A 26,496-nucleotide genomic window follows, 5' to 3' on the forward strand; every position below is an offset into this window, starting at 1 on the left:
GTCGAAAACTCCTTACTTCTTCGGCGTGTAGAACGGATTCGACACATCGCGCGCGGCCTTGAACACGGCTTCCTTGCGCGGCAGGCCTTCCATCGCGGCGATGATCGCGTTACGGCACGCGCGATAGTTGTTCTCGAATACGGCGTCGAGATCGTCGGTTTTCGGATTGACCCAGTTCGCCGACACGACGACCCAGTCGTTCTCCGCTTCCGGCGGCAGCGTGCCGTTTTCGAGCGATTCGGCGACCGCCTTCGCGATGCCCGCCTGCGATGCGCCCCACGTCGCGTTGCCGTGGAAATCGCCGTCGATCTGCGCCTTGTTGACATAGAGCGTGAGCGGCTTGGTCGGCACGCCCGGCTGCGCGATCACGACGAACGGCGCGTGCCCGGCGGACGGCGTCGCGAGCGCGGTCGCGAAAGCCTGACCGGCCGGGCCGTTGCGCGGGCCGACCAGCACGTTGATGTGCGCGAGATTGACGCCCGGCCCTTCGAAGCCTTCGCCGATGAACAGATTCTTTTCCATTGACTCCTTCCTTGTGTCCGCGTGATGTGTGCAGTTCAACCACCGTTGCGGTGGATGTGAGGCATTCTGCGGCGGGCATCGCGCGGGGAGGAATCGACGATTTTTGAGGACCGGATTGATGAAAGCTCAACTCGGGAATCACCCGTAGGCGGGATAAGCGTCCCATAAGCTTCCAGCGCCCAAAATGTGAGTTTGTTCTGAATGCGGATTATTCCGGCGTGAGCGCGCCGCCGGGTCCGCTGACGCACATGTCTTCCATCGATCGCATCTCCCCGCTTCCCGTCACCGATGTCGCGTGGCGCTACTACGATCTCGCCAAATCGCGCGTGCAGATCCACGAACCGCCCGCGCCCGGCGAAGTCTTTCTGTGGCTGGTGCCGAGCGAATTCCGCTTCGCATCGGCATCGAATATCGGGAACTGGCTCAGTCCCGCCGAACGAAAACGCACGCGGCTGCATCCGAATTCCGCGCTCGGGCGGCGCTTTTCCGTCGCGCGCGCGACGCTGCGGCTCGTGCTTTCGCACATGTTCCATTGCGAGCCACACGAAGTGGGCGTCGAGGACGAACCGGACGATCGCATCGTCGTGACGCATCCGCATGACGACGGCCCGGTTCACGTCGATGTCGCGTATTCGGGCATCTGGATCGTGGTCGCGGTGGCATCGGCGAGAATAGGGCTTGGCTTGACGGTCGAATCGACGGGCGCGCATGACGCTGCCGCCAGACAATCGATGTGGGACGAAGCGGCGCGCATCGGCAAGTCGCGTGCGCAGCGCGGCGACACAGACGCCGACTGGCACGGACTCACCTTGCCGATGCCCGGCGGCATCTGCGGCGTGCTCGTCCTGGACAAGCCCGTCGCGCGCGTGCAGGCGTTCGGCTGGGAACGGCCGCTCGAAGCGGAGGGCAACGCAGCCGCGTCCTGAGCCCGCGAGCGCCGTGTAATCACGGATCGGGATCGGGAGAAAACAGGACATCATGGAATACACGGCGCTCGCACAACGCCACGCGGCCGCGATCATCGCGATCGCGCTCTTCGCCGGCCCGGCGCTCGCAGCGGTCGCGTGGGCCTTCGCCGCGCGCGGACGGCGCGCTTCCGGCGCGGCCGTCGCGGTTACGGCGGGCATCGTCAGCGCGACGGGCGCGGCGGTGTTCATCGCCATCGCGACGCGCATCGCGCATGGCACGGCGTTTTCATCGGCGGATCAGCGCATGGTCGACGCTCTGCGCGACGGCACGCCCGCATTCGCCGCGCGAGGATTCGCCGCGCTCACGCATCTCGGCGATCCCTGGTTCCTCACGCTGCTGTCGGCGCTCATGTGCGCGTGGCTGCTGCTGACGCGGCGCTTCGGTCTCGCTGTCTATTTCGCCGCGGTCACGAGCGCGGGCGGCCTGCTCAATCAGGCGCTCAAGTCGATGATGCGCCGCGACCGTCCCACCGGCGCGACCGTGCCGTTGCCCGAAAGCTTCGCGTTCCCGAGCGGACATACGTTCGGCTCGATCGTCTGCTACGGCATGTGCGCCTATGTGCTGCTGCGCCTCGCGCCGACGCGCCGCGATCCGCTCATCGTCGCGCTCGCGTGCTTCATCGTGCTGACGATCGGCGTGAGCCGCGTGGTGATGGGCGTGCATTTTCCCGGCGATGTGGTCGGCGGTTTCGCGTCGGGCGGCGCGTGGCTCGCGGCGTGCATCGGCGCGGCGGAATTCGTGCGGCGACGTAGCCGGACGCTTTAGGATTAGTTCGATTGTTCCGCGCATCCGTAGACGTTAGTTTCAGACCTTTTGCGAGGCTGAAACGATGCTCGAATCGAAAGCGTATGGCGCGGTGGCCATGGCCCTGGTGCTGATCGGTCTGAACGGATGTTCGGCCTTCGTCAAGGATCCCGATCCGCAGGAATACATGAGCCGCGTGAAGGTCGGCATGACGCGCGCGGAAGTCGAGGACAGCCTCGGCCCGCCTGACGGAAACTGGGGACCGTGGCATTCGCTGTGCACCGAATACGCGTTCAAGAAGCACGGCACCGACCGCTGGTCCGTGTATTACAACAATCAGAATCGCGTGGTCTATACGGAGCACGCGGGCTGCACCGTCAAGCGGGCGAAGGAAGTCGGCCTGCGCTGAACGCCAGAAAAGACAAACCCCACGCGCCGTGGGGTTTGTCGTTTTATGAGCCTGAAATTCGACGCGTCAGTTCGCCGTCGGCCGCCACTTCAACAGACGCTGCTCGACCGCCGTCAGCAGATAATCCGCCGCGAGCGCGACGACCGCGAGCACGATCATCGCCGCGAACACGCCGCTCGCGTTGAACGCGCCCTGCGCGGTCGAGATCAGCAAGCCGATGCCCTGCTTCGATCCGAGAAACTCGCCGACGACCGCGCCGACCAGCGCGAAGCCGAAGCTGACGTGCAGGCTCGCGAGAATCCACGAAAGCGCCGACGGAATCACGACCGAGGTCGTCACCTGGCGTCGCGATGCGCCGAGAATCTGCGCGTTCGCGATCATGTAACGGTCGGCTTCGCGCACGCCCTGGAACGCGTTCGCGAACACGACGAAAAACACCATCACGACGGCGAGCGCGACCTTCGACGCCATGCCGAGACCCAGCGCTATCACGAACACCGAGCCGAGCACGACGCGTGGAATCGAATTGGCGATCTTGATGTAGATGCTGAACACATCCGACAGCAGCTTGTTGCGGCCCAACACGATGCCGCAGAAAATGCCGCCGGCCGAACCGATCAGAAAGCCGAGAATCGTCTCTTCGAGCGTCACCCAGACTTGCGTGAGCAGCGGTCCTTGCGACGTGCCGTCGACGAACCATTCGACGATCTGATCGAAGATCGCGGACGGCATCGAGAAGAAGAACGGATCGATCCAGTGCAGGCGCGCCGAGAGTTCCCAGCCGCCGAGCACGAACACGAGCACCGCGATACGCAGCCCGATGACGAGCGCATTGCGCTGCCTGATGCGCTTTTGCGCTTCGCGTTCGACTTGCGCGAGCGTGCCGGGATCGATGCCCGAGGGCATCGTTTGTTGAGGCGTGGACATAGTGATGTTCCTTTGAGGCGGGTTCAACCGATCTGCACTTCTTCGCGCAGGTCGTGCCAGATATCGCGCGAAATTTCGATGAAGCGCGGGTGATAGCGAATCTCCGACGTGATGCGCGGACGCGGCAGGTCGATCTCGTAGACCTTCTTGAGCGTCGCGGGGCGCGCCGTCAGCACGAACACGCGGTCCGCGAGCGCGATCGCTTCTTCGAGATCGTGCGTGACGAACACGACCGAGCCCGCATTCGCCGACCAGAGCTGCAGCAATTCGTCCTGCATCAGCGTGCGCGTCTGCATGTCGAGCGCGGAGAACGGCTCGTCCATCAACAGGATTTCGGGCTTGTTGATGAACGTCTGCGCGAGCGCGACGCGCTTTCGCATGCCGCCCGACAACTGATGCGGATAGTGCTTGCCGAACTTGTCGAGACCGACGCGGCGCAGCCACGACTGCGCTTCGTCGTAAGCGGCGGACTTCGAGCGGCCGCGATACAGCGGGCCGGCTGCGACGTTGTCGAGCACCGAGCGCCAAGGAAACACGGCATCGGCCTGAAAGACGAAGCCGATGCGGGGATCGATTCCATCGACCGGCTGGCCCATCACGCGCACTTCGCCCGTCGTCGGCTTGAGCAGACCGGTAATCATGCTGAGCGTCGTGGATTTGCCGCAGCCGGTCGGCCCGACGATCGCGACGAATTCGCCTTTCGCGACCGACATGCTGAAATCGCGCAGCGCGACCGTCGCCTTGCCGTCCGGCGAGATGAAGCGGCACGATACGTGGCGCAGTTCGATCGCGGGTTGATTCGATTGATTCATCGTGAAAGCCTCACTTCGACGCGGTCGCCGTGCCCGACACGTACTCGTTCGAATACGTGCGCGCGAGATCGATATGCTTGCCCTTCACCGACGGATTGAACGCGGCGAGCACCTTCAGAACGGTTTCGGGACCGTCGGCGGGCATCTTGCCGTCCTTCGTGAACATCGGCAGCGAGGCTTTCAGCGCGCCCACGTACAGGTCCTTGTTCTTCGCGTAATAGTCCTTCGGCATCTTCTCGGTGATTTCTTCGGCGCTATGCGTCGCGATGAAATTCAGCGTCTTCGCAAACGCGCGCGCGAGCTTCGCGGCTTCGGGCTTGTGCGCCTCGGCCCACGCGCGCTGCACGTAGAAGCTCGACGCCGGATACGTGCCGCCGAGCGCGGCGCGCGTGCCTTCGAGCGTGCGCATGTCGACGAGCACCTTCGCCTCGCCGGTCTTGAGCAACTGCGAGACGGTCGGCTCGGTCGTCATGCCCGCATCGATGCGCTCCTGCTTGATCGCTGCGATGAAGCTCGCGTCCGCGCCCACCGGCAGCAGCGTGTATTCCTTCGACGTGACGCCCGCGCGCTGCGCGAGATATTGCGTCAGAAAGCTCGTCGACGAGCCGAGGCCGGTCACGCCGAGCGTCTTGCCTTTCACGTCGGCCATGCTCTTGATCTTGTCGGCCTGCTTCGTCGAGACCAATTCGACTTCGCCCGGCACCTGACCGAAGATCACGAGCGCCTGGACTTCCTTGCCCTTGCTTTGCAGATCGATGGTGTGATCGTAGAAGCCGACGACGCCTTGCACCGCGCCGGCCAGCAATTCGTTCTCGGCATCGACGCCCGCGGGTTGCGACAGGATCTCGACGTCGAGCCCTTCGTCCTTGAAATAGCCGAGTTGCTCGGTGAGCTTCGCGGGCAGATAGATGATCTTGGTTGCGCCGCCGACCATGATCGAAATCTTTTCGGCGTGAGCGGATACGGAAGCGGCGGCGAGGGCGAAAGCGATACCGGACACAGCAGCGATCTGGCGCAGAGTACGCATCAGGAGTCTCCTTAATGTGGGCCGTGAAGTTGGGAATGGCCCGCTTTTTCAGTTGTGCGGCGATTATAGGAACGCGAAACCTTCTGCCAGCTTTCTGCGCCGATGCGAAATCATGGGTGTTAACCCGATGCTTCATCGTTCGTCGAAGCCAATACAATCGCGCCACCATGAAACTGCTGTTGATCGAAGACAATCCGACGCTTTCGCTCTGGCTCGCGAAGATGCTGGAACAGGAGTCGTTCACGCTCGAAACCGTGCAGGATGGCGAATCCGCCGATCAGCTCCTGCGCGCAAATCTTTACGACGTCGTGCTGCTCGACCTGAACCTTCCGCGTCTTTCCGGCAAGAACGTGCTGCGCCGCATGCGTCAACGCGGCGACGCAACGCCGGTGATGATCCTCACGGCGAGCGGTTCCATCGACGAGAAGGTGGAGTTGCTCGGCGCGGGCGCGGACGATTACCTGGTGAAGCCTTTCGAAGTGCGAGAGCTCGTCGCGCGCGTGAAGGTGATGATCCGGCGGCGCAGTTCATCGACGGCGAACGAGGTGTCGTGCGGCGATCTCGTGTTCGATATCGACACGCGCCAGTTCACGCTCAAAGGCGCGCCGCTCAACGTGACGCCGCGCGAACGCAGCGTGCTCGAAGCGCTGATCCTGCGTCTCGGCAAGACGGTGTCGAAGGCGTCGCTGCTCGATACGATCTTCACGCACGAAGACAGCCCGAGCGAAGACGCGCTCGAAATCTACGTGTCGCGGCTGCGCAAGAAGCTCGATGGCAGTTCGGCGGCGATCGTCACGCTGCGTGGTCTCGGCTATCTGCTGCGCAAAAAGGACGATGACCAATAGCCTGCGCGTCCGTCTTCTATGGTGGCTGCTCGTGCCGCTCGCGATCTACGTGTTCGTGACAGGCAAAGCCGCCTACGACAACGCGCGCCACACCGCCGATCTCGTGCAGGAGAACACGCTGCTTGCATCGGCGCGGATGATCGCGGGCGAGGTCGAATGGTCGGACGGACGCTTGCTCGTCGATATTCCGCCGGCCGCGCTCGAAGTGTTCGCGTCGCCGCAGGGCGATCAGGTGTTCTACAACGTGAGCGTCGACGATGGCCGTCTGCTCGCTGGCGTGCCCGATTTCCCGACGCGCGACGCCGCCGGCCACGACGCGCCCGATTACTACGACGCCGATCTCCACGGCAAGCCGATACGCGCCGTCGGCTTCGTGCGCCAGATGTACGACAACGGCGCGATTCGCCGCGTGCTCGTTTCGGTCGGCAAGACGCAGGCTTCGCGCGATGCGATGGTGCGCGAGCTATGGCGTCCGCAGCTCGTGCGGCAGATCGAGATGGTGTTGCTGGCCGTGGCGCTCGCCTGCATCGGACTGACGTTCGAGCTGCGGCCGCTTCTGAAGGTGAAGAAAGAAGTGATGGACCGCGATCCGATGCAGCTCGAGCCGCTGCGCGTGGAGCGCTTGCATACGGAGTTGCGGCCGATCGTCGATGCGATCAATCAGTGCATCGCGCGGCTCGGGCTTCAGGTCGCGGCGCAGCGGCGTTTCATCGCGGATGCGGCGCATCAGTTGCGCACGCCGCTCACGCTGCTGGAGACGCAATTGCAGTTCGCGCGGCAGCATCGCGCGATGGAGCCGTCGCTGAATGAAACGCTCGCGGCGATGCAGCGAAGCAATCGTTCGATGGTCGGTCTCACCAACAAGCTGTTGCTGCTCGCGCAGGCCGAAGCCGCGGACTACGCGCAACTCGCGCGGCAGAAGGTGGATCTTGCCGCCATCGCGCAGGACGTGATCGAGGATCTGGCGATGTTCGCGCAGAAGCGCGAGATCGATCTCGGCGCGGAGCTGGTTGAATTGGCGTGGATCATCGGCCATGAAGGATTGTTGTCGGCGCTCGTGTACAACGTCGTCGAGAATGCGATTCGCTATACGCAGCCGGGCGGGCACGTGACCGTTGCCGTCATGCGCGATGCGCAACGCGTGACGCTCACCGTCATCGACGATGGCCCCGGTATTCCCGCCGAAGCGCGCAGTCGCGTGTTCGAGCCGTTTTATCGCGCATCGGCGGATACGGAAGGAACCGGCCTCGGACTCGCGATTGCGAAGGAGATCGTGCAGGCGCATCGCGGGCAGATCGTGCTGGCGCAGCGCGAGCATCCGGATCGTGGGGTGGTCGTGACGGTGCGCTTCGCGCATCTTTCGTAAATGCTATGGAATGACCAAACGAATTTCACCGCTGCTTTGAAAATATACTTCTCGTTTGCAGCGAAACTATCGCAGCGGAGAAGAAGATGAGACGAATCGGCGCGTGCCTATTCGCATTATTGTTAGCAATGCTGCTTGGCGCATGCGGCGGAGGCGACGGCGCATCGGATGCCGTGAATTCATCCGCGAAAGATTCCCAGATGAATGGGACGAACAAGGGTTTCGCATTATCGACGGTCATCTGGAAGCAGTTTCCGATCAACGTGTGCTGGGATCTGAGCAACGCCGATTTCGCCATGTACGCCAATCAACGCAGTTGGAGTCAGCTCGCGGTTCAGCAAAGCTGGGAGGCGCATTCGGGCGTCGTATTCGCGGGATGGCAGCAATGCACCAACGCGCCGAACTATTACGGCATTCGGATATCGGTCGAGGACAGCGCCAAGACGGGACCGCATACGCAAGGTCTGGGAACGCAGATCAACAATGTCGCCGGCGGCATGGTCTTCAACTTCACGTTCAGAAACTGGAGTACGAGTTGCATCGGACGCGAGGAGTATTGTGTTCGCGCCATCGCCGCGCACGAGTTCGGTCATGCGCTGGGATTCGCGCATGAGCAGAATCGGCCGGACACGCCATCGACGACATGCAAGGAGCCCGCGCAAGGCACTTACGGCGACACGATGATCGGCGCGTGGGATCTGGCGTCGATCATGAATTACTGCAATCCGCAATGGAACGGTAACGGACAGTTGAGCGCGACGGATATCGCGATGGCGCAGATGTTTTATGGGGCGCCGGCCGTCACGCAGACCGTCGCGGCGCAGACGGCGCGCTGAAAGCCGACGGGTCGTCAGAAAATCCGGCGGTTTGCGGGCTTTGATTTTGGATCCAAAATCCTTGATTCAATTTTGACATGGGCGCACAATCACCCCCACGCCGCACCCAACGCTGCCGACGGAGCCCCCATGACCGACCGAGCCAATGCCGTTGCGAACCCCTATGCCGCGAGCGACAGCCCGCGGGTCTCATCGAAAACCAGCCGTGCAGTCACCGCCGCCGTCGTCGGCAATATCCTCGAATGGTTCGATTTCGGCACGTACGCGTTCCTCGCGACCGTCATCGCCAAAGTGATGTTCCCCACCGGCGACGACTTCGCCGCCATGCTCGGCACATTCGGCGCATTCGGCCTGGGCTTCGCGGCGCGTCCGCTCGGCGCGATCATCTTCGGCTGGCTCGGCGACAAGAAAGGCCGCAAGTGGACGCTCACCTTCGTCATGCCGCTCATGGCCGCCGCGACGCTCTTCATGGCGCTGCTGCCGTCGTATGCGGCCATCGGCATATGGGCGCCGATCCTGCTCGTCGCGGCGCGCATGCTGCAAGGCATTTCCGTCGGCGGCGAGCTGGGCAACGCGGTCGCGTTTCTCGTCGAATGGGCGCCGCCGAACAAGCGCGGCTTCTACGGCAGCTTCCAGCAATGCAGCACCCTCGGCGGCATGCTGCTCGGCTCGGGCGCGGCCGCGCTCATGACGACGCTGCTCTCGCCTCAAGCGATGCTCGATTGGGGCTGGCGCGTGCCGTTCATCATCGGTGCGATCGTGATCGGGCCGATCGGCTGGATCATCAGAAAGCGCAGCGAGGAGACGCCCGCCTACCAAAGCGCAAGCGACGAAGCGCCGAAGACTAAAGGCCGCGCGCCCGCGCTGCTCGGTCTGCAGGCGTGCGGGCTCGTGATCGTGTGGACGGTCTCGCTCTACGTGCTGCTCAACTATCTGCCGTCGTTCACGACGAAATACGTCGGCATGCATCCGTCGACGGCGCTGTGGCTCAACACGGCGGGCCTCATCGCGATGACCGCGTCGATTCCGTTCTGGGGCGCGGCGTCGGATCGCTTCGGCCGCAAGCCGATCTATGCGATCGGCTGCATCGCGTTTCTCGTGCTGCCGTATCCGATCTTTCACTTGATGCTCACGTACAAGTCGGCGGCAATCGTCGGCGCGGTGCAGGTGCTGGGCGGCGTCGTCATCGGCATATTTTCGGGTGTGGGGCCGGCCGTGCTCTCCGAACTTTTCCCGACGAAAATCCGCACGACGTGGATGTCGATCGGCTACGGCATCGCCAACGCGGTGTTCGGCGGTTTCGCGCCGATGATCTCCATCGCGCTCATCAAGGCAACCGGCTCGCCGCTTTCGCCCGCGTATTTCGTGATGCTCGCGGCGTTGCTTTCGACGATCACGGTCGCCACCATCAAGGAGACGGCGCACGCGCCGCTGCAATAAACATGCGCTGGAATCGCACGCTCACCGTAGTGAACTGCCACGCCGAAGGTGAAGTCGGCAATGTCGTGACCGGCGGCGTCTTCGACGTGCCCGGCGCCACGATGTTCGACAAGATGATGCACCTCGAAGAAGCGCGCGACGACTTGCGGCGCATCTGCATATTCGAGCCGCGCGGCTCGGCGAATCAGACCGTCAACTTCATCTTGCCCGCGACCGATCCGCGCGCGCAGATGGGCTACGTGATCGCGGAATCGACCGAATATCCGGCGATGTCCGGCTCGAACACGATGTGCGTCGCGACCGTGCTGCTCGAAACCGGCATCTTGGCGATGACCGAGCCCGTCACCGAACTCGTGCTCGAAGCGCCCGCGGGCCTCATCCATCTGCGCTGCTCGTGCGCGAACGGCAAGGTCACGAAGGTCGAGTTCACGAACCAGCCCGCGTTCGCGAATCATCTCGACAAGACGATCGAGGTCGAAGGCATCGGCAGTTTGACCGTCGATGTCGGCTATGGCGGCATGACGTATGTGATCGTCGATGCGGAGAAACTCGGCTTTCGCATCACGCCCGATGAAGCGCGCGAACTGTGCGAGCTGGGGCAAGTCATCAAGGCCGCGGCGGCGGCGCAGTTGCCTTCGCCGCATCCGCTCAATCCGCTCATCAAGGGCATCACGATGACCGAGTTCGTCGGCCCGATTTCGCGCGAGAACGGCGTGCTGAAATCGCGCAACACGGTGATCGTGTCGCCGGGACGCTGCGATCGTTCGCCGTGCGGCACGGGCACGTCCGCGCGGCTCGCGGTCATGCACGCGAAAGGGCTGATCGATGTCGGCGAGACGTTTCTGCACGAGTCGATTATCGGATCGGTGTTCGAAAGCCGCATCGAGTCCACGACGCGTCTGGGCGATGTTCCCGCCGTCGTGCCCGTCGTCGCGGGACAGGCGTGGATCACGGCGATCTCGCAGGTCGGCGTCGATCCGACCGATCGCTTCCAGACCGGCTTCACGCTCGCCGACACATGGTGCGAAGCCGTCGACGACAAGCTCATCAAATCGCGCGTGAGTTCGCAACGTGGCGAGTGAAGACATGACGGACGTCATCGTGATCGGCGCGGGCATCGTAGGACTCGCGTGCGCGTGGGCCGCGTTGCGCGAGGGCGCGCGCGTGACGCTCGTCGATCGCGATTTCGAAGGCGATCGCGCATCGCACGGCAATGCGGGCGGCATCGCGGTGACGGAGAGCACGCCGATCGCCGTGCACGGCATGTTCACGAAGGCCGCGAAATGGCTGATGGACCCGCTCGGGCCGCTCGCGCTCGACTGGAAGCATGTGCCGAAGGCGCTGCCGTGGTTCATGGCGTTTCGCCGCGCGAGCGAGCCGGCGCGCTTTCGGGCGATCTCGCATGCGCTTTCGCTGCTCAACAACCGCGTCTACGACGACATCCTGCCGATGTTCGACGATATCGGCGCAAGCGCGATGCTGTATCGGCGGGGCGCGCTCACGGTCTATGAAACCGATGCAGCCTTCGCCGCCGATCAGCCCGAATGGTCCTTCAAGCGCGAACTCGGCGCGCGCTGGCACGCGTTGAGCGCGCAGCAAGTGCGCGAATGCGAGCCGTCGCTCGCGCCGGTCTTCAGGCATGGCGTGTTCCTCGACGACTGGTCGCATATCGGCGATCCGCGCCGCATCGTCACGCTATTGCGCGAGCGCGTGCGTGCGCTCGGCGCGCGCTTCGTGACGGGCATCGCGCGCGCCATCGACGCGCCGGAATCCGTCGTGCTAGACGACGGCACGCGCGTCAACGGACGACGCATCGTGATCGCGGCGGGCGCATGGTCGGCGGCGCTCGCGAGGTCGATCGGCGATAGCGTGTTGCTCGAAAGCGAACGCGGCTACAACGCGACGCTGCCAAAGCACGGCGTCGCACTGACGCGCGAAGTGATCTTCGCGGAGCGCAAGTTCGTGGCGACGCCGCTCGATATTGGCTTGCGCATCGGCGGCGCGGCGGAGTTCGCGGGCATCGACGCGCCGCCGAACTATCGTCGCAGCGACGCGTTGCTCGAACTGGGCAAGCGCTTCATCGAAGGCATCGACGATACGGACGCCGTGAAATGGATGGGCCATCGCCCCGCGACGCCCGACTCGCTGCCGGTGATCGGCGCATCGCCGCGCATGCCATCGGTCGTCCATGCATTCGGGCACGGTCATCTCGGCCTCACGCAATCGGCGACGACCGCCGCGCTCGTCGCCGATGTACTCGCGGGACGCACGCCGCGCGTGCCGCTCACGCCTTACTCGATCGCACGTTTCTAAATTGGAGGAGCAAACATGCAAGTGAACTGGAAAGGCGTATTCCCCGCCGTGACGACGAAGCTCAAGCAGGACGGCTCGCTCGATCGTGACGCTATCGTGAACGGCCTGAACCGTCTGATCGACAACGGTGTCGGCGGCGTCGTGATGATGGGCATGGTCGGCGAGAACGCGCAGCTCACGCCCGAGGAAAAGCGCACGGTGCTGAAGATCGCGGTCGAAACCGTGAACGGGCGCGTGCCTGTGATCTCGGGACTGGCGGAACTGAACACGGCCAACGCGATGCAGTTCGCGAAAGACGCGGAAGCCATCGGCGTGCAAGGGCTGATGGTGTTTCCGGGCCTCACGTATCGATCGGACGATCGCGAGACCGTCGAATACTATCGGTCGATTGCGCGCTCGACGAAGCTCGGGCTCATGATCTACAACAATCCGCGCGGCTATGGCGTCGACATGCGGCCGGACTTGCTCGCGCAACTCGCGGATGAACCCAACGTCGTCGCGATCAAGGAAGAGACCTACGACACGACGCGCGTCACCGATCTCTACGCGCGCTTCGGCGACCGCTTCGTCGTGTTCTGCGGCGTCGACGATCTGATCGTGGAATCCGTCGCGCTCGGCGTGAAGGGCTGGGTTTCCGGCATGGCCAACGCGATGCCGAAGGAATCCGTCGATCTGCTGAATTACGCGGTCAACGGCGAATACGACAAGGCGCGCGCGCTCTATCGCGCGTTGATCGACTTGTTCCATCTCGACACGCACGTCAAGCTCGTGCAGTACATCAAGCTCGCGGAGAACATCACGGCGGGTTATCCGGAGTACGTGAAAGCGCCGCGCCTCTTGCTCGAAGGCGCGGAACGGCAACGGACCATCGAGATCGTCGAGAAGGCGATCGCCAACGTGCGGGCGCTCGCGCAATGAAATCGACGTTCTTCTGCATCGACGGACACACATGCGGCAATCCGGTGCGCGTCGTCGCGGGCGGCGCGCCGCCGCTCGAAGGCGCGAACATGATCGAACGGCGCGCGCACTTCCTGCGCGAGTTCGACTGGATACGCACCGCGCTCATGTTCGAGCCGCGCGGCCACGAAGTGATGTCCGGCAGCATTCTCTATCCGCCGACGCGCGCCGACTGCGATCTCGCGATTCTCTTCATCGAAGTGAGCGGATGCCTGCCGATGTGCGGGCACGGCACCATCGGCACGGTGACGACGGCCATCGAAAACGGACTCGTGCGGCCGCGCGAGCCGGGCGTGCTGCGGCTCGACACGCCCGCCGGTCTCGTGATCGCGCGTTACAGGATGAACGGCGAGCATGTCGATTCGGTGCAGCTCGTCAACGTGCCTTCGTTTCTGCATTCGCAAGACTTGTCCGTCGACGTCGAGGGCCTGGGCGAGATTCGTTTCGATGTCGCGTATGGCGGCAACTTCTACGCGATCGTCGAGCCGCAGCGCGACTACGAAGGGCTGCACGCGCTGAAGCCATCGGACATTCAGCGTCTGAGTCCGATCCTGCGTCAGAAGGCGAACGAAAAGTACGCGTTCGTGCATCCGGAAAACGATGCGATACGCGGCCTCAGTCACGTCATGTGGACGGGCGAGCCGACGGTGGAAGGCGCGAGCGCGCGCAACGCGGTGTTCTACGGCGACAAAGCCATCGACCGCTCGCCGTGCGGCACGGGCACGTCGGCGCGCATGGCGCAGCGTGTCGCGAAAGGGCAGTTGAAGATCGGCGAGCGCTTCGTGCATGAAAGCATCATCGGCACCTTGTTCGAAGGCGTGCCGATGGAAGCGGCGCGCGTCGGCGAATACGATGCGATCGTGCCGGCCATCGAAGGATGGGCGCGCGTGACGGGCCACAACACGATTTTCGTCGATGACCGCGATCCGCTCGCGCACGGATTCCTGCTGAAATAACGGAGAAAACGCATGCTGATTCTGAAGAACGCCCGCGTGCTCGACGCCGACCACGAACGCGACGACGGCCGCTATTCCATCGTCATCGACGGCGATGCGATCCGCGAAGTCACGCGCGAACCGGTCGAGGCGAGCGGCGCGCAAGTGATCGATGTCGGCGGCAAGACGGTGATGCCCGGCATGATCGATTGCCATGTGCATGTCATTGCATCGGTCGCGCATCTCGGCAACAACAGCCGTCTGCCGAACACGTTCGCCGTGCTGCGCGCCGTGCCGATCCTCGCGGGCATGCTCGATCGCGGCTTCACGACCGTGCGCGATGCGGGCGGGGCGGACTATGCGCTGTCGCGCGCGATCGAAGACGGCGTAATCGCGGGGCCGCGCTTGTTCGTCGCGGGCAAGGCGCTTTCGCAGACGGGCGGCCACGGCGATTTTCGCGAGCGCTTCGACAACGCCGATCCGGACCCGTGCGGCTGCAATCGCAACATGGGCGCGATCGGGCGCGTGGTCGACGGCGTCGACGAAATGCGCAAGGCCGTGCGCGAGGAGATGCGCGCGGGTGCGAATCACATCAAGATCATGGCGTCGGGCGGCGTGGCTTCGCCGACCGATCCCATCGGCAATCTGCAATTCTCCGTCGACGAAGTGAAGGCCGCCGTCGAAGAAGCGGAATCGCATCAGACGTATGTGATGGCGCATGCGTACACCGCGAAGGCGATTGCGCGTGTCGTGAAGCTCGGCGTGCGCACGATCGAGCACGGCAATCTGATCGATGAAGATGCCGCGCGCGTGATGGCCGAACACGGCGCCTACGCGGTGCCGACGCTCGTCACCTATGACGCGATGTCAAAGGTCGGCGCGCAAATGGGCCTCGCGCAAGACACGCTCGACAAGAATGAATCGGTGCGCAAGCGCGGTCTCGAAGCGCTCGCGATGCTGCACGAACGCGGCGTGAAGATCGGCCTCGGGAGCGATCTGCTCGGCGACATGCATCAGTATCAAAGCGATGAGTTGTCGATACGCGCGAATATCGTCGGCGCCTTCGAGGCGATTCGTCAGGCGACGGCCATCGGCGCGGAGATCGTCAACATGAAGGGCAAGCTCGGCGTCGTCGCGGCGGGCGCGTACGCGGATTTGCTCGTCGTCGATGGCGATCCGCTGAAGGATATTCGCGTGCTGACAGGGCAGGGCGAGCGCATCGCGGGCGTGATGAAAAACGGTGCGTGGGTACGCGAGAAGTTGCTGTGAACACGCGTGTTACGATGCCGCACCTTCACGCCTAAGCCGATAAAACATGTCTCCGGTCGCCGCCAAATCCCTTCGAAAAGAGAGCGACTTCACGCACAGGATCGTGCGCACGACGACGGTCGAACTCGTCACGACCGCGATCCGGCAACGCATTCTGTCGGGCGATCTCGCGCCGGGCGAAGTGCTGCGCCAGGAAGCGCTCGCCGATGAACTCGGCGTGAGCCGCGTGCCGATCCGCGAAGCGATCACGCGGCTTACCGGAGAAGGGTTGCTGACGAAGGTGCCGCACAAGGGCGCGTATGTCGCGGAGCTGTCGATCGAAGAAGTGCAGGAGACGTTCGAAATCCGCATTCGGCTGGAGCCGTGGCTGTTTTCGCAGGCGATCCCGCATATCACCGATGCCGAGATCGCGAAAGCCGAAAAGCTCGTCGCCGAAATGGATACCGCCGATTCGGGCGTCTGGGGCCAGTTGAACTGGCGTCTGCACGAGACGCTTTATCTGCCGGCGCGGCGCGACATCACATTGCAGATGCTGCGCGTGCTGCACGATCGCAGCGACCGCTATTTCCGCTTTCAGGTGGTGCAGGTGCCGATCCGCGAGCAGTCGCACGAAGAACACATGAACCTGATAGACGCATGCAAGAAGCGCGATGCGAAGCTCGGCGCGAAGCTGCTGGAACAGCACGTCAAGACGGCGGCGCAGCAGATCATCTCGGTCGTGGAGACGATCATGTCGCGTCAGGGTTGAGGACGAGCCGCACGCTCGCCGCATCGCGCGCATCGACTTCGATGTGAGCATCGCCGGCGGCGGCGATGTGCGCGAACGCGGTTTCATCGACCATCACGACGGGCACGTTCGACGCATAGAGTTCGTTCGCGACGATCGCGCCGATCGACAGAATCAGATCGCGCTCCGCGAGCACGATGCCCGCGGGCCCGGTGCCGTTGCGCAACGCTTCGGCGAGCACGCTGCTGCTCGAACTCGATCCGCGCGCACGCGGCATCACGAGAATGCGCGACGCGAGACTTTGGCCGTGACCGGGATGCGTCGCATCGACGATCAGGCCGCGCTCAGCGTCGTAACCGCCCCAGAAGCTGAGCGGCGGCAACGCGATTCCCGACGCGCGCGCGTGGCCCGGAACGAGCGTGACGGCCTCAAACGTGTTCATCGATGCACACCTTTCCTTCGAACGCCGATCGCACGCATTCGCTCATGCTCCCGAACGCGACCGTCACGCCGATATTCGCCGGCGCGTAATGCGCCCATTTGCCCGAGTTGGTCATCACGAGGCCGCTCACCTGCTTCATCACCGGCGTGATGTACGTGCAGGTATCGACGACGATCTGCACGCCGCGTGCCGCGAGCTTCTGCGCAATGCCTTCTTCCTCGAGTTGCCACAGCACGAAGCGGCTCGTGTTCACGTAGATATCGCAGCGCGGCGCGCCGTCGTGACGCCCCATGAGCGCGGCAAGCGTGCGAAATTCATCGACGGAAAAGTGCGGCGTGCCGAGGCTCACCGCGGCGAGCGCATCGCCGGGTTTCGCGTGCGACCAACCCGCGCGCACGTCGTGAAGATCGGCTGCGCTGACGGCAATCGTGCGTTCGGGCGCGCGGCCCTGAAGCGCGGCATCGAGCGTCGCGGCTTCCGGCGTGATGCCGACCGCATGGAACAGCCCCACCGATCCGCTCGATGCCGCCGCCGCGCCGAGCGCTCTGAGTTCGTCTTCGGTGGTGTCGCCGGGCAGGCCGGTGATCGCGGCGACCGTCGCGCCGGCAATGCCGCCGAGCAGAAAGCCGAGCGCGGCGAAATCGGCATCGCGATGCGGCGACGCGCGCAGATCGGGCGCGGCGATCACGATGCGCGCCGCGCGATTCGCCGTCACATGCAGGCCCGCATCCGGCACGCGCGCGGTGATGGCGGCGGCGAGATCGAGGAAATCGCCGTAACGGCTCGTGCGCGCGCCGAGCACGGAGTTCGCGAAAACGATCGCATTCGATTCGGCCCACGCGATCTGATCGCCCAGCTTCGGACGATGCTTCAATTGATACGGCGCGCAGGTGAAGCTGGCTTCGCATCCGAGTTCTAGATGCGCCTGCATGAGCCGCTTGCCAGCGCTCGCGATACCGGCGTCGCCGCGAAAGAGTTCCGGGTGAATGAGATCGAGCGAGCCGACATTGAGCGTGGTCGGCACGGCGACCTTCGCGCCGCTCGCGACGAAGCGCTCGACGAAATCGAGACTCGCCGCGCCGTGATACAGACAGCCGTCGATATGCGCGCCCGAGATATCGATGAGCGCATCGGCATCCATGACGCGCGCCGTCGCCGCGACGATACGCATCGCGAGCGCGAGGCCATCGCCGAAATCGCCGTTGAGCATGGCGGTGTCGCGTGGGGAAAGTGTGAGCATCGGATTCGCTGACGCAGCGCGGAGGGATGTCAGCGCAGTCTACCCGAAGCGGGTGGCGCGGCGCGTTCGCGCGTCTGGCCTACTGGCAAGATTGCAAAACTTCTAAACGCGGAGGCGGGCAGTCATGGGCGTATTGAGCGGGATAAAGGTTCTGGAATTCGAGGCGATCGGTCCTGCGCCGTTCGGCTGCATGTTGCTCGCCGATATGGGCGCGGACGTGCTGCGTATCGATCGGGCCGTCGCGCCCGGCGATCTCGGTCCGAAGGTCAGCGGCAAGCACAAGAATCTGACAGGGCGCGGCCGGCGCTCGGTCACGCTCGATCTGAAAAAGCGCGAATCGGCCGAGGCCGCGCTCGAACTGATGTCGAAGGCGGATGTCGTCATCGAAGGATTCCGTCCGGGCACGATGGAGCGTCTCGGCCTCGGCCCGGACGCCGCGCTCGCGCGCAATTCGAAGCTCGTCTACGGACGCATGACCGGTTGGGGACAGACGGGGCCGCTCGCGCAAAGCGCCGGGCACGATCTGAACTACGTCGCGTTGTCGGGCGTGCTGTCGGGAATCGGCCGCGCGGGCGAAGCGCCGGTGCCGCCGCTCAACCTCGTCGGCGATTATGGCGGCGGCGGCATGCTGCTCGCGCTCGGCGTCGTGGCGGCGCTTCTCAACGTGCAGCGCGGCGGCGCGGGTCAGGTCGTCGATGCCGCGATGATCGAAGGCGCCGCGCAACTCGGCACGACCGTCTGGGGCTTGATCGCATCGGGCAACTGGCGCGAGACGCGCGAAAGCAATCTGCTCGATGGCGGCACGCCGTGGTACGACAGCTATCGCACCCGCGACGGGCATTACATGTCGGTCGGTGCAGTGGAGGCGCGCTTCTATGCGGAACTGCTGCAGAAGCTCGGGCTCGCCGATGCGGGTTTGCCAGCGCAGCACGATCGCGCCGGATGGCCCGTGCTGAAGGCGCGGTTCACGGCGGCTTTTGCCGAGCGCACGCGCGACGAATGGTGCCGCGTGTTCGATGGCAGCGATGCGTGCGTCGCGCCCGTGCTCGGCTTCTCGGAAGCGCCGGCGCACGCGCATCATCGGGCGCGCGGAAGCTTCGTCGAGTTCGATGGCGTCGTACAGCCCGCGCCCGCGCCGCGCTTTTCCGCGACGCCATCCGCGATCTCGCGCCCCGCGCCGCAACGCGGCGAAGGCGGGCGCGATGCACTTCGGGATTGGGGGTTGAACGACGCGGAACTGACGCGTTTGCGCGCGAGCGGATTGGGATTCAACGCGGAAGATTGATCGGCGGGACGAGCGGCCGCGTGGAGCGCGGCCGCTGTGGCAGGATTACCTTTGTCCGAATCGCCGGACGAAGCAATAGAAAATCCACGGATGAATCTTCAGCATCGCCATGACGATCGACAGCTTCGGCCGACTGTCCGAATACATGCCGAGCAAATGCGCCATGCGCAACTTTTCTGACACGCTGCGTAGAATCGGCTTCGCGGAACCGTAAGTCGGCGCCTTCATCGCCGCCTGAAACGCAATTGTGCGATACGCATAGATGTACTTCAACCGGAACAGCAGACGCCGGTAATTCGGTATAGGCATCGACGCCGTGAGTCTCTCCACGCGATCGACAATCGCAAAGAGATCCACGATCTTCGGATTGAAGCGCGTCGAAATTCCCGCTTCCCGATACATATACGCGTACAAGGTATCGGGCATCAGCCGCACGATTTTCGACTTCCCGAGCGTCTGGACCGAGACGACGATATCCTCGTAAATCAGTCCGGTCGGATGTTCCACGGCGAGAAAAATCGAACGGCGCACGAGTTTGTTGCAGCAATACGCCTGCAAGGACAAATCGAGGATTTTCTCGACCGCCTGCACGCCGCTGATAACGGCGTCGCCCGTCTCGATGCGGTAATTGACCTTGCCATCCGGCGTCAGATTCTCGGCGGCGAAGACCACGACGTCTGCATTGTGCTTGTCGGCTTCCTGGATCACACGGCGAATGGTGTCGTGATGAATGTGATCGTCACTGTCGACGCACAAAACGTATTCGCCACGCGCCGCCATTGCGGCGATTTTGCGGGTTTCGGCCAGTCCTTTGTTCTTGAGATTCTTGATGAGTTTCCACGATATTCTGTTTTGCTTTTCCAGAATGCGTGAAGTCATTTCGCCGGATCGATCAGGACTGCTGTCGTCGACGGCAATAATCTCAAAGTCGGTGGAGGTTTGTGACAATAGCGAGTCGAGGCATTCTTCAATGTACGGCTCGACTTTGTACACGGGCAGCAGGACACTGATTTTTGGCGGTGCTTGCATGTATTGTCAGTCCCAGCTTCGAGACCTTTTTCAGTAGAACGGCTTAGGGATTCTACTTGGTGCATCGCATGCACGCATCAGGGTCATTGACTATTGCCAAACCGGTGCATGGTTCAATTCAGCAGATTTTCCCTGCTATATCTTGTTTCAACAAGAACTTAATACTTCAGTTCTCCTGCTATTCACGAATTAATGACCGGGCTGACGCGAAGGCGGTCAATTATGGACTTCGAAAACTTATCGCGTTCCCATGGCGATAAAAAGCAAAAAGGCACGTTCGGCTCTATCCGAACGTGCCAAAGAGAAGCAGCCACTCCAAGGAAAATCGATCGCTCTACTGCAAGTTGCCCGCAACCGCCACCGTCTGGCCGGTAATGTAATTCGACTCGGGCGAGCAGAACAGATAGACGCCGCCCGCGGCTTCTTCCGGCGTGCCGCCACGACCGAGCGGATTGCGCTGTGCGTGCGTCTTCAGCATGTCGGCGTTGAGGCCGACACGGATGTCGCGCCCGTCGATCTTCACGGTCTGCGCCTGCTCCGTGCTCACGGTCATGCGCGTATGGATGAGCCCGAAAGCCACGGCGTTGACGTTCACGTTGAAGCGGCCCCATTCGCGCGCCAGCGCGCGCGTCATCCCGATCACGCCCGCTTTCGCCGACGAGTAGTTCATCTGACCGGCGTTACCGTTCAGCGCGGACGTCGACGAAATGTTCACGATCTTGCGGTAATTGTCGCGTCCGGCTTCCTTGTCGGCGGCGTGCAGCGCCTTGATGTGCGGATACGCGGCGCGCAGGATGCGAAACGGCGCGGTCAGATGGCAATCGAGCACCGCGTACCATTGCTCGTCGGTCATCTTCTGCACGACGTCGTCCCAGGTGAAACCAGCGTTATTCACGATGATGTCGATGCCCTTGAACGAATTTATCGCCGTGCCGATGAACCGGTCCGCAAAATCCGGCGCGGATACGTTACCGACACACGCCACCGCTTCCGTGCCTTGCTTGCGCAGCAGTTCCACGGTTTCCTGCGCGGGTTCGGCATCGAGATCGTTGATGACGAGGCGCGCGCCTTCGCTCGCGAGCTTCATCGCGATCGCCTGACCGATGCCGCGTCCCGAGCCGGTTACCAATGCCACTTTGCCTTCGAGCTTTCCCATGATGTCTTCCTGATGATTGAAGTCAGAGCGCGATCACCGCGTCGCCGAGCACGCGCGGTTCGCCATATTGATTGACGGTCTGGATCTCGAGCCGCACGCGGCGTTCGCCGTCGGCTTCGAATTTTTCGGTGACCTTGCCCGTGCACGTCACGACATGCCCGAGCTGCGTGATGCCGACAAAGCGCACGCCGAACGCACGAAGCTGCCGTTGCTCCACCCACGACGTCAACAGCCGGCCGAGCCAGGCCATCGACAACATGCCGTGCGCGAACACGTCCGGCACGCGGGCGCGCCGCGCATAGTCGGTGTCGATGTGAATGGCGTTGTGATCGCCCGATGCGCCCGCGAACAGCGCGAGCATCGTGCGGTCGACGGGCGGAAGGGTGAGCGGCGGCAAGCTGTCGCCGATCTGGATCGAATCGAAATTGATGGTGCTCATTCGCATTTCCCCGCTTATCGCTGAACGACGACGCTGCGCAGATCGGCAACGTGCTCGCCGCGCTGGTTCGTGACACGCGTCTCGCGCACGATGAACCACAGCGCGCCGTTCTTCTTGTCGTAGATATCGGCGATGCGGCTCTCGAAGCGCAGCACGTCGCCCGCATACGCCATGCGGTGATACGTGAACGACTGCTCGCCGTGGAGAATGCGCGACGAGACGATGCCGATCGCCTCGCGCCACGCCGTCGACGGCTGCTCGAATTCGAGCGAGAACAGGAACGTCGGCGGCAGCGGCAGCGCCGGATAACCGGCGTCGTGAGCGGCGGCTTCGTCGAAGTAGACCGGATTGGTTTCGCCGATCGCCTTCGCGAAGAAGCGCAGACGCCACGCGTCCGCCGTCGCGGAATAGACCGGCAACTTCATGCCGATGTGTTGTTTGTCGATCGCCATTACGCAGTCTTCTTGTAGATGGTGACGACGCCCGCGCCGCCCAGCCCGAGGTTGTGCTGCAATGCGATCTTCGCGTCCTTGACCTGACGGTCGCCGGCCGTGCCGCGCAACTGATGCGTCAGCTCGTAGCATTGCGCGAGACCCGTCGCGCCGAGCGGATGCCCCTTGGAAAGCAGGCCGCCCGACGGATTCGTCACCCATTTGCCGCCGTAGGTGTTGTCGCCATCCATGACGAGGCGCTCGCCTTCGCCTTCCTTGCACAGGCCGAGTCCTTCGTAGGTCAGCAGTTCGTTCTGCGCGAAGCAGTCGTGCAGTTCGATCACGTCGATGTCTTCGGGACCGACGCCCGCCTGCTCGTATGCCTGCTGCGCCGCGTTGCGCGTGATGTCGAAGCCGACGACGCGGATCATGTCGCGCGCTTCGTACGTGCTCGGCAGATCGGTGGCGAGCGACTGGCCGGCGATCAGCACGTCGGTGCGCAGGCCGTGCTTGCGCGCGAAGGCCTCGGACACGACGATCGCCGCCGCGCCGCCGCATGTCGGCGGGCAGGCCATCAGGCGCGTGAGCACGCCTTCCCAGAGCATCGGCGCGTTCATCACGTCTTCGGTCGTCACGACGTTGCGGAACACCGCGAGCGGATTGCGTGCCGCGTGCTCGCTCGCCTTCGCGCGAATGCGGGCGAACGTTTCGAGCTTCGTGCCGTACTTGCGCATGTGCGCCTGGCCCGCGCCCGCGAACTGGCGAATCGCCGTGGGCACTTCCGTGTTGTCGACGAGTTCGTTCGTCAGGCTGATCGCACGCTCGAGCGCGGCCGCGCGATCCGGCCATTTCGGCAGCAGCGGTCCCGGCTGCATGAATTCGAAGCCGAAGGCGAGCGCGCAATCGACCGCGCCGCTTTCCACGGCCTGGCGCGCAAGCCAGAGCGCCGACGAACCCGTCGCGCAGTTGTTGTTGACGTTGATGACCGGAATGCCCGTCATGCCGACGCGATAAAGCGCTTTCTGGCCGCACGTCGAATCGCCGTACACATAACCCGCGTAAGCCTGCTGGATGGCCTTGAAGTCGAGGCCGGCGTCGGCGAGCGCATCGCGGATCGCGATTTCGCCCATCACGTCGTACGTCTCGCTTGCACCCGGCTTCTTGAACGGAATCATTCCCACGCCCGCGACATACACCTTGCGACTCATGTGCTTCTCCTTCAGTGATTGAGGATTCGATGGATTCAGAGCTTGCGCGAGATGAGGTCTCGCATGACTTCACTGGTGCCGCCGAAAATGCGCGAGACACGGGCGTCGACGAATGCGCGCGCCACCGGATACTCCAGCATGTAGCCGTAGCCGCCGTGCAGTTGCACCATCTCGTCGAGCGCCTTGCCGAGCGCTTCGGTCGAATAGAGCTTGGCGATCGCGGATTCCTCGAGCGTCAGCCGGCGGTGCGTGTGCTCGCCGATGTAGTGATCGATCATCAGACGCACCGCGATCGCCTGCGCCTTGATGTCCGCGAGCTTGAACTTGGTGTTCTGAAAGTCCCACACGGTCTGTCCAAACGCGCGACGGTCCTTCACGTAATCGATCGTGTGCTGCAGGCAGGTTTCGAGACGCGCCGCCGCGCTCACCGCGATCGAGAGCCGTTCCTGCGGCAATTCCGCCATCAGATAGGCGAAGCCCTTGCCTTCGTCGCCGAGCCGGTTCGCGACGGGCACGCGCACGTCGTCGAAGAAGAGTTCGGCGGTGTCCTGCGCGTGCAATCCGACCTTGTCGAGCTTGCGGCCGCGGCGAAAGCCTTCGCGCGTCGCTTCGACGACGATCAGGCTCACGCCCTTCGCGCCCGCAGCCGGATCGGTCGTGCAGACGACCACGATCAGATCGCAGTTCAGACCGTTCGTGATGAAGGTCTTGCTGCCGTTGATGACGTACTCGTTGCCTTCGCGCCGCGCGGTGGTTCGCACGGCTTTGAGATCGCTGCCGACGCCGGGCTCGGTCATCGCGATCGCGAGAATCTGCTCGCCCGCGCAAATCGCGGGAAGCCATTTCTGCTTCTGCTCTTCATTGCCGATGCGCGCGATATACGGTGCGACGATGTCCGAGTGCACGCCAAAGCCCGGTCCGCTCACGCCCGTGTGCGCCATCTCTTCGACGAGCACGGCGACGTGCCCGAAGTCGCCGCCGCCGCCGCCGTACTCCGACGGAATCGACGTGCACAGCAGCCCTTGCTTGCCGGCCTTGAGCCATGTTTCACGATCCACGCAACCGGCCTTATCCCATTGCGCCTGGCGCGGAACGCATTCGCGCTCGAAGAATCTGCGCGCAGTAGTCCGAAGCATTTCGTGATCGTCTCTGAAGACGGTTCGATTGATGTGCATTGCAAGCTCCTCTTGTTTTGTTATCGGCGCGCGCGGACGATGTGCTGGCCCGGTTCGGTCCCGTACAGCTCGTCGATCAGATGCGCCCGGCGCGCGCGCGTGGTCGCCTGATTGACGTAACCTTTGTCGGCGATTTCGTTGGCATCGAGCGATGGCGGTTCGGCCATCAGCATGAGCCGTTCGATGACGAGCGTCGCGCCGGCGGGCTTTTGCCGCACGAGCCGTTCGCGCAAAGCTCCGATGACGAGCGGATGCGCGATGAGCGACTTCGCATCCAGCGACGCCAGCTCGGGCGCGAGGCGCTGGCATGCCGCGACGTTCGGCCAGGCGAGCGCCGCGAGATAGTCGCGGTCGTGACCGCAGATCACGGCGTCGGAAACGAGCGGCGCGCAGCAGTCGACGAGCGCGAGCCGCAACGCGCCGACGCGCACCCAACTGCCGTTCGCGAGCTTGAAGTCTTCGACGGTGCGGCCCGCGAACTCCATGCCCCTCGCCGGATCGGCGGGATCGGCGAGGCGCACGGCATCGCCGAAACGGAAGAAGCCTTCTTCGTCGAAAGCGGCGGCGGTCAAATCCGGCTGGCCGATGTAGCCGCCGAACACGTTCGGGCCGCGCATGCGGATTTCATAGCGTCCGTCGCCGCCCGGAAGCGGCAGCAGCTTGACTTCGGTGCCGAGCGACGGCGTGCCGATATTGCCCGGTGTGTCGGTCGCCCAGCCGCAGTACGTGCCCATTCCCGACGTTTCCGTGGCCGCGAGTCCCGAGCAGAACGTCATGCGCTCGCCGATGGTCTTCTCCGCGACGGCCTGAATGCGGTTCCACACTTCGACCGGCATGCTCGCGCCGCCATATCCGAAGAAGCTGGCTTTGCCGAAGAGATTCTGTGCGAGCAGCGGATCGCGTTCGAGTTCGTTCGACAGCGCGGCCCAGGCGGACGGCACGCTCGTATAGATGGTCGGCGCGACGTCGCGAAGATTGCGCAGCGTGCGCTCGATCATGCCGGGAAGCGGCCGGCCATCGTCGATGTAATGCGTCGCGCCGAACTGGATTGCGCGCCCGAGATGCAGCACGCCGCCCAGGCCGTGATGCCACGGCAGCCAGTCGAGGAACACGGGCTGCGATTCGCGCAGCCACGCGAGATTGTCCGAATAGTAGGCCGCCACCGCGCCGAGATTGCGGTACGTGAGGCGCACGCCCTTCGGTGCGCCGGTCGAGCCGGAGGTGAAGAGCACGCGCGCGGTGTCGTCGTTTTGGATGGCCGCATGCGCTTGCTCGACCGTTTGCAGCCGCGCGTCCGATAGAGGAAGAGCGGTCAACGCGTCCCATGCGATGTGTCCTGCCAGCGCCTGTTTCACTGCGATGACAGGCGCGCCGTTCAGCGGCAGCGCCGCGAGCGCCCGCGCGAACGGACCGGTTTCCTGCACGAACACCGCGCCGGGCGGCACGCGTTCGCAAATCGCCTTGAGTCGCGCGAAGTCCTTGCTGAGCAGCGCATAAGTGGGCGAAATGGGCGCGCTCGGAATGCCCGCGTATTCGGCGGCGAGCAGCACGACAGCCTGTTCGATCGAGTTGCCGGACAGCAGCATCAGCGGACGTTCCGCGCCGAGGCCCATTTCGAGCAGCGCGGCGCCGACCGTGCGGACTTGCCGCCACAGTTCGCTCCAGCTCAACGCGCGCCACGCGCCGTCTTCGCCGCGCTCGCAGAAGGCGGGCGTGTCGCCGCGTTCGGCGGCCCAGAGCGGAATGAAATCGGCGAAGGAACGCTGCGCGATGTCCGGCAACGGACGGTCGCAGCGAAGAATCAGCGTGCCGTCGGCGCGGCGCTCCACGAGCGTGCGGCGTTGCGGAAACCGCACGGGACGATATCGCGGCTTCGTCGCGTCGCTTGCTTCTAACGTACTCATTACGCCTGTCTCCTGAGCATGTTTGGCTTCTTTCCGATCGGGCTTGGGTGCCTGATTCGAGCGCTCTGCACTTTTCAGAAGCATACGGC

General features: G+C 63.7%; 27 protein-coding genes. 14 read left to right on the forward strand and 13 right to left on the reverse strand.

Annotation, left to right across the window (positions count from 1 at the left end; all coding sequences use genetic code 11):
• Window positions 1–12: 12 nt before the first annotated feature.
• On the reverse strand, window positions 13–522 hold the full coding sequence (gene fae, locus NCS02_RS23525; protein ID WP_008347281.1) for a formaldehyde-activating enzyme: 510 nt from the start codon (window positions 520–522) through the stop codon (window positions 13–15).
• 248 nt (window positions 523–770) lie between these two features.
• Between fae and NCS02_RS23530 the strand changes: the two genes are divergently transcribed.
• From NCS02_RS23530 to NCS02_RS23540, 3 genes are all read left to right on the forward strand, one after another.
• On the forward strand, window positions 771–1,448 hold the full coding sequence (locus tag NCS02_RS23530; protein ID WP_239294990.1) for a 4'-phosphopantetheinyl transferase family protein: 678 nt from the start codon (window positions 771–773) through the stop codon (window positions 1,446–1,448).
• 52 nt (window positions 1,449–1,500) lie between these two features.
• Complete coding sequence (locus NCS02_RS23535; protein WP_008347285.1) at window positions 1,501–2,256, forward strand: phosphatase PAP2 family protein; 756 nt, start codon at window positions 1,501–1,503, stop codon at window positions 2,254–2,256.
• A gap of 64 nt (window positions 2,257–2,320) precedes the next feature.
• Window positions 2,321–2,644, forward strand: coding sequence for an outer membrane protein assembly factor BamE (locus tag NCS02_RS23540; protein ID WP_250503473.1), 324 nt, complete (start codon window positions 2,321–2,323; stop codon window positions 2,642–2,644).
• A 66-nt stretch (window positions 2,645–2,710) separates the two neighbouring features.
• Here the strand turns inward: NCS02_RS23540 and NCS02_RS23545 are convergent, their stop codons facing one another.
• Genes NCS02_RS23545 through NCS02_RS23555 form a run of 3 tightly spaced genes read right to left on the reverse strand, consistent with a single transcriptional unit; the run spans window position 2,711 to window position 5,410 of the window.
• Window positions 2,711–3,571 carry an ABC transporter permease gene (locus NCS02_RS23545; protein ID WP_008347288.1) on the reverse strand — a complete coding sequence of 287 codons (861 nt, stop codon included), beginning with the start codon at window positions 3,569–3,571 and terminating at the stop codon, window positions 2,711–2,713.
• Between the two features lie 23 nt (window positions 3,572–3,594).
• Complete coding sequence (locus NCS02_RS23550) at window positions 3,595–4,383, reverse strand: ABC transporter ATP-binding protein (protein ID WP_008347290.1); 789 nt, start codon at window positions 4,381–4,383, stop codon at window positions 3,595–3,597.
• A 10-nt stretch (window positions 4,384–4,393) separates the two neighbouring features.
• On the reverse strand, window positions 4,394–5,410 hold the full coding sequence (locus NCS02_RS23555) for an ABC transporter substrate-binding protein (protein WP_008347292.1): 1,017 nt from the start codon (window positions 5,408–5,410) through the stop codon (window positions 4,394–4,396).
• A 167-nt stretch (window positions 5,411–5,577) separates the two neighbouring features.
• Here NCS02_RS23555 and NCS02_RS23560 point away from each other — a divergent pair, with 167 nt between their 5' ends.
• The 10 genes from NCS02_RS23560 (at window position 5,578) to NCS02_RS23605 (ending at window position 16,119) form a co-directional block, all read left to right on the forward strand.
• Complete coding sequence (locus NCS02_RS23560) at window positions 5,578–6,255, forward strand: response regulator transcription factor (protein ID WP_008347294.1); 678 nt, start codon at window positions 5,578–5,580, stop codon at window positions 6,253–6,255.
• On the forward strand, window positions 6,245–7,621 hold the full coding sequence (locus tag NCS02_RS23565) for a sensor histidine kinase (RefSeq protein ID WP_250503475.1): 1,377 nt from the start codon (window positions 6,245–6,247) through the stop codon (window positions 7,619–7,621). Before NCS02_RS23560 ends, NCS02_RS23565 begins: the two co-directional genes overlap by 11 nt.
• Before the next feature lie 200 nt (window positions 7,622–7,821).
• Window positions 7,822–8,457, forward strand: a complete 636-nt coding sequence (locus NCS02_RS23570; protein ID WP_250458072.1) for a M12 family metallopeptidase — start codon at window positions 7,822–7,824, stop codon at window positions 8,455–8,457.
• A gap of 129 nt (window positions 8,458–8,586) precedes the next feature.
• Window positions 8,587–9,897, forward strand: coding sequence for an MFS transporter (locus tag NCS02_RS23575; protein ID WP_008347300.1), 1,311 nt, complete (start codon window positions 8,587–8,589; stop codon window positions 9,895–9,897).
• 2 nt (window positions 9,898–9,899) lie between these two features.
• Window positions 9,900–10,979, forward strand: coding sequence for a proline racemase family protein (locus NCS02_RS23580; RefSeq protein WP_250441160.1), 1,080 nt, complete (start codon window positions 9,900–9,902; stop codon window positions 10,977–10,979).
• Between the two features lie 4 nt (window positions 10,980–10,983).
• Window positions 10,984–12,210, forward strand: coding sequence for an NAD(P)/FAD-dependent oxidoreductase (locus NCS02_RS23585; protein ID WP_175982044.1), 1,227 nt, complete (start codon window positions 10,984–10,986; stop codon window positions 12,208–12,210).
• A gap of 15 nt (window positions 12,211–12,225) precedes the next feature.
• Complete coding sequence (locus NCS02_RS23590) at window positions 12,226–13,128, forward strand: dihydrodipicolinate synthase family protein (protein WP_008347307.1); 903 nt, start codon at window positions 12,226–12,228, stop codon at window positions 13,126–13,128.
• The gene (locus NCS02_RS23595) at window positions 13,125–14,123 is read left to right on the forward strand and encodes a 4-hydroxyproline epimerase (RefSeq protein ID WP_008347309.1); all 999 of its coding nucleotides are present in this window, start codon (window positions 13,125–13,127) and stop codon (window positions 14,121–14,123) included. The genes NCS02_RS23590 and NCS02_RS23595 overlap by 4 nt, the downstream gene beginning before the upstream one ends.
• A 12-nt stretch (window positions 14,124–14,135) precedes the next feature.
• The gene (locus NCS02_RS23600) at window positions 14,136–15,371 is read left to right on the forward strand and encodes a metal-dependent hydrolase family protein (protein ID WP_250441158.1); all 1,236 of its coding nucleotides are present in this window, start codon (window positions 14,136–14,138) and stop codon (window positions 15,369–15,371) included.
• 46 nt (window positions 15,372–15,417) lie between these two features.
• Window positions 15,418–16,119, forward strand: a complete 702-nt coding sequence (locus tag NCS02_RS23605; protein WP_250503483.1) for a GntR family transcriptional regulator — start codon at window positions 15,418–15,420, stop codon at window positions 16,117–16,119.
• On the opposite strand, the gene NCS02_RS23610 is transcribed toward NCS02_RS23605, so the two are convergent.
• The gene (locus NCS02_RS23610) at window positions 16,100–16,540 is read right to left on the reverse strand and encodes an aconitase X swivel domain-containing protein (RefSeq protein WP_250503487.1); all 441 of its coding nucleotides are present in this window, start codon (window positions 16,538–16,540) and stop codon (window positions 16,100–16,102) included. The genes NCS02_RS23605 and NCS02_RS23610 overlap by 20 nt on opposite strands.
• Window positions 16,527–17,780: an aconitase X gene (locus NCS02_RS23615; RefSeq protein WP_250520011.1), complete on the reverse strand. Its 1,254-nt coding sequence runs from the start codon at window positions 17,778–17,780 to the stop codon at window positions 16,527–16,529. Before NCS02_RS23615 ends, NCS02_RS23610 begins: the two co-directional genes overlap by 14 nt.
• 124 nt (window positions 17,781–17,904) lie before the next feature.
• On the opposite strand from NCS02_RS23615, the gene NCS02_RS23620 reads away from it, so the two are divergent.
• Complete coding sequence (locus NCS02_RS23620; RefSeq protein ID WP_250503490.1) at window positions 17,905–19,065, forward strand: CaiB/BaiF CoA transferase family protein; 1,161 nt, start codon at window positions 17,905–17,907, stop codon at window positions 19,063–19,065.
• A gap of 45 nt (window positions 19,066–19,110) precedes the next feature.
• Here NCS02_RS23620 and NCS02_RS23625 read toward each other — a convergent pair whose 3' ends face one another.
• From NCS02_RS23625 to NCS02_RS23655, 7 genes are all read right to left on the reverse strand, one after another.
• Window positions 19,111–20,094 (reverse strand): glycosyltransferase family 2 protein, encoded by a 984-nt coding sequence (locus NCS02_RS23625; protein WP_250458064.1) that lies wholly within the window; start codon window positions 20,092–20,094, stop codon window positions 19,111–19,113.
• 334 nt (window positions 20,095–20,428) lie between these two features.
• On the reverse strand, window positions 20,429–21,250 hold the full coding sequence (locus NCS02_RS23630; RefSeq protein ID WP_250503492.1) for an SDR family NAD(P)-dependent oxidoreductase: 822 nt from the start codon (window positions 21,248–21,250) through the stop codon (window positions 20,429–20,431).
• Between the two features lie 22 nt (window positions 21,251–21,272).
• On the reverse strand, window positions 21,273–21,689 hold the full coding sequence (locus NCS02_RS23635; RefSeq protein ID WP_008347317.1) for a MaoC family dehydratase: 417 nt from the start codon (window positions 21,687–21,689) through the stop codon (window positions 21,273–21,275).
• 14 nt (window positions 21,690–21,703) lie between these two features.
• Entirely contained in the window at window positions 21,704–22,141 is a 438-nt protein-coding gene (locus NCS02_RS23640; RefSeq protein WP_008347319.1) for a MaoC family dehydratase N-terminal domain-containing protein, read from the reverse strand.
• Window positions 22,141–23,328, reverse strand: coding sequence for a lipid-transfer protein (locus tag NCS02_RS23645; RefSeq protein WP_008347320.1), 1,188 nt, complete (start codon window positions 23,326–23,328; stop codon window positions 22,141–22,143). Before NCS02_RS23645 ends, NCS02_RS23640 begins: the two co-directional genes overlap by 1 nt.
• Window positions 23,329–23,363: 35 nt before the next feature.
• Window positions 23,364–24,503 (reverse strand): acyl-CoA dehydrogenase family protein, encoded by a 1,140-nt coding sequence (locus NCS02_RS23650; RefSeq protein ID WP_250503494.1) that lies wholly within the window; start codon window positions 24,501–24,503, stop codon window positions 23,364–23,366.
• A 20-nt stretch (window positions 24,504–24,523) separates the two neighbouring features.
• Window positions 24,524–26,407 carry a feruloyl-CoA synthase gene (locus NCS02_RS23655; protein ID WP_250437014.1) on the reverse strand — a complete coding sequence of 628 codons (1,884 nt, stop codon included), beginning with the start codon at window positions 26,405–26,407 and terminating at the stop codon, window positions 24,524–24,526.
• Between the last annotated feature and the right edge of the window lie 89 nt (window positions 26,408–26,496).

Origin of the sequence: Caballeronia sp. NCF2, from assembly GCF_023631205.1 — a bacterium.
Lineage (GTDB): Bacteria > Pseudomonadota > Gammaproteobacteria > Burkholderiales > Burkholderiaceae > Caballeronia > Caballeronia zhejiangensis.

Coding starts and splice junctions, on each gene's coding strand:
- NCS02_RS23575 (WP_008347300.1), top strand. CDS start 8,587: ATGACCGACCGAGCCAATGCCGTTGCGAACCCCTATGCCGCGAGCGAC.
- NCS02_RS23545 (WP_008347288.1), bottom strand. CDS start 3,571: ATGTCCACGCCTCAACAAACGATGCCCTCGGGCATCGATCCCGGCACG.
- NCS02_RS23630 (WP_250503492.1), bottom strand. CDS start 21,250: ATGGGAAAGCTCGAAGGCAAAGTGGCATTGGTAACCGGCTCGGGACGC.
- NCS02_RS23535 (WP_008347285.1), top strand. CDS start 1,501: ATGGAATACACGGCGCTCGCACAACGCCACGCGGCCGCGATCATCGCG.
- NCS02_RS23610 (WP_250503487.1), bottom strand. CDS start 16,540: ATGAACACGTTTGAGGCCGTCACGCTCGTTCCGGGCCACGCGCGCGCG.
- NCS02_RS23540 (WP_250503473.1), top strand. CDS start 2,321: ATGCTCGAATCGAAAGCGTATGGCGCGGTGGCCATGGCCCTGGTGCTG.
- NCS02_RS23555 (WP_008347292.1), bottom strand. CDS start 5,410: ATGCGTACTCTGCGCCAGATCGCTGCTGTGTCCGGTATCGCTTTCGCC.
- NCS02_RS23615 (WP_250520011.1), bottom strand. CDS start 17,780: ATGCTCACACTTTCCCCACGCGACACCGCCATGCTCAACGGCGATTTC.
- NCS02_RS23650 (WP_250503494.1), bottom strand. CDS start 24,503: ATGCACATCAATCGAACCGTCTTCAGAGACGATCACGAAATGCTTCGG.
- NCS02_RS23600 (WP_250441158.1), top strand. CDS start 14,136: ATGCTGATTCTGAAGAACGCCCGCGTGCTCGACGCCGACCACGAACGC.
- NCS02_RS23625 (WP_250458064.1), bottom strand. CDS start 20,094: ATGCAAGCACCGCCAAAAATCAGTGTCCTGCTGCCCGTGTACAAAGTC.
- NCS02_RS23605 (WP_250503483.1), top strand. CDS start 15,418: ATGTCTCCGGTCGCCGCCAAATCCCTTCGAAAAGAGAGCGACTTCACG.
- NCS02_RS23595 (WP_008347309.1), top strand. CDS start 13,125: ATGAAATCGACGTTCTTCTGCATCGACGGACACACATGCGGCAATCCG.
- fae (WP_008347281.1), bottom strand. CDS start 522: ATGGAAAAGAATCTGTTCATCGGCGAAGGCTTCGAAGGGCCGGGCGTC.
- NCS02_RS23640 (WP_008347319.1), bottom strand. CDS start 22,141: ATGGCGATCGACAAACAACACATCGGCATGAAGTTGCCGGTCTATTCC.
- NCS02_RS23565 (WP_250503475.1), top strand. CDS start 6,245: ATGACCAATAGCCTGCGCGTCCGTCTTCTATGGTGGCTGCTCGTGCCG.
- NCS02_RS23530 (WP_239294990.1), top strand. CDS start 771: ATGTCTTCCATCGATCGCATCTCCCCGCTTCCCGTCACCGATGTCGCG.
- NCS02_RS23590 (WP_008347307.1), top strand. CDS start 12,226: ATGCAAGTGAACTGGAAAGGCGTATTCCCCGCCGTGACGACGAAGCTC.
- NCS02_RS23560 (WP_008347294.1), top strand. CDS start 5,578: ATGAAACTGCTGTTGATCGAAGACAATCCGACGCTTTCGCTCTGGCTC.
- NCS02_RS23580 (WP_250441160.1), top strand. CDS start 9,900: ATGCGCTGGAATCGCACGCTCACCGTAGTGAACTGCCACGCCGAAGGT.
- NCS02_RS23585 (WP_175982044.1), top strand. CDS start 10,984: ATGACGGACGTCATCGTGATCGGCGCGGGCATCGTAGGACTCGCGTGC.
- NCS02_RS23570 (WP_250458072.1), top strand. CDS start 7,822: ATGAATGGGACGAACAAGGGTTTCGCATTATCGACGGTCATCTGGAAG.
- NCS02_RS23655 (WP_250437014.1), bottom strand. CDS start 26,407: ATGAGTACGTTAGAAGCAAGCGACGCGACGAAGCCGCGATATCGTCCC.
- NCS02_RS23620 (WP_250503490.1), top strand. CDS start 17,905: ATGGGCGTATTGAGCGGGATAAAGGTTCTGGAATTCGAGGCGATCGGT.
- NCS02_RS23635 (WP_008347317.1), bottom strand. CDS start 21,689: ATGAGCACCATCAATTTCGATTCGATCCAGATCGGCGACAGCTTGCCG.
- NCS02_RS23550 (WP_008347290.1), bottom strand. CDS start 4,383: ATGAATCAATCGAATCAACCCGCGATCGAACTGCGCCACGTATCGTGC.
- NCS02_RS23645 (WP_008347320.1), bottom strand. CDS start 23,328: ATGAGTCGCAAGGTGTATGTCGCGGGCGTGGGAATGATTCCGTTCAAG.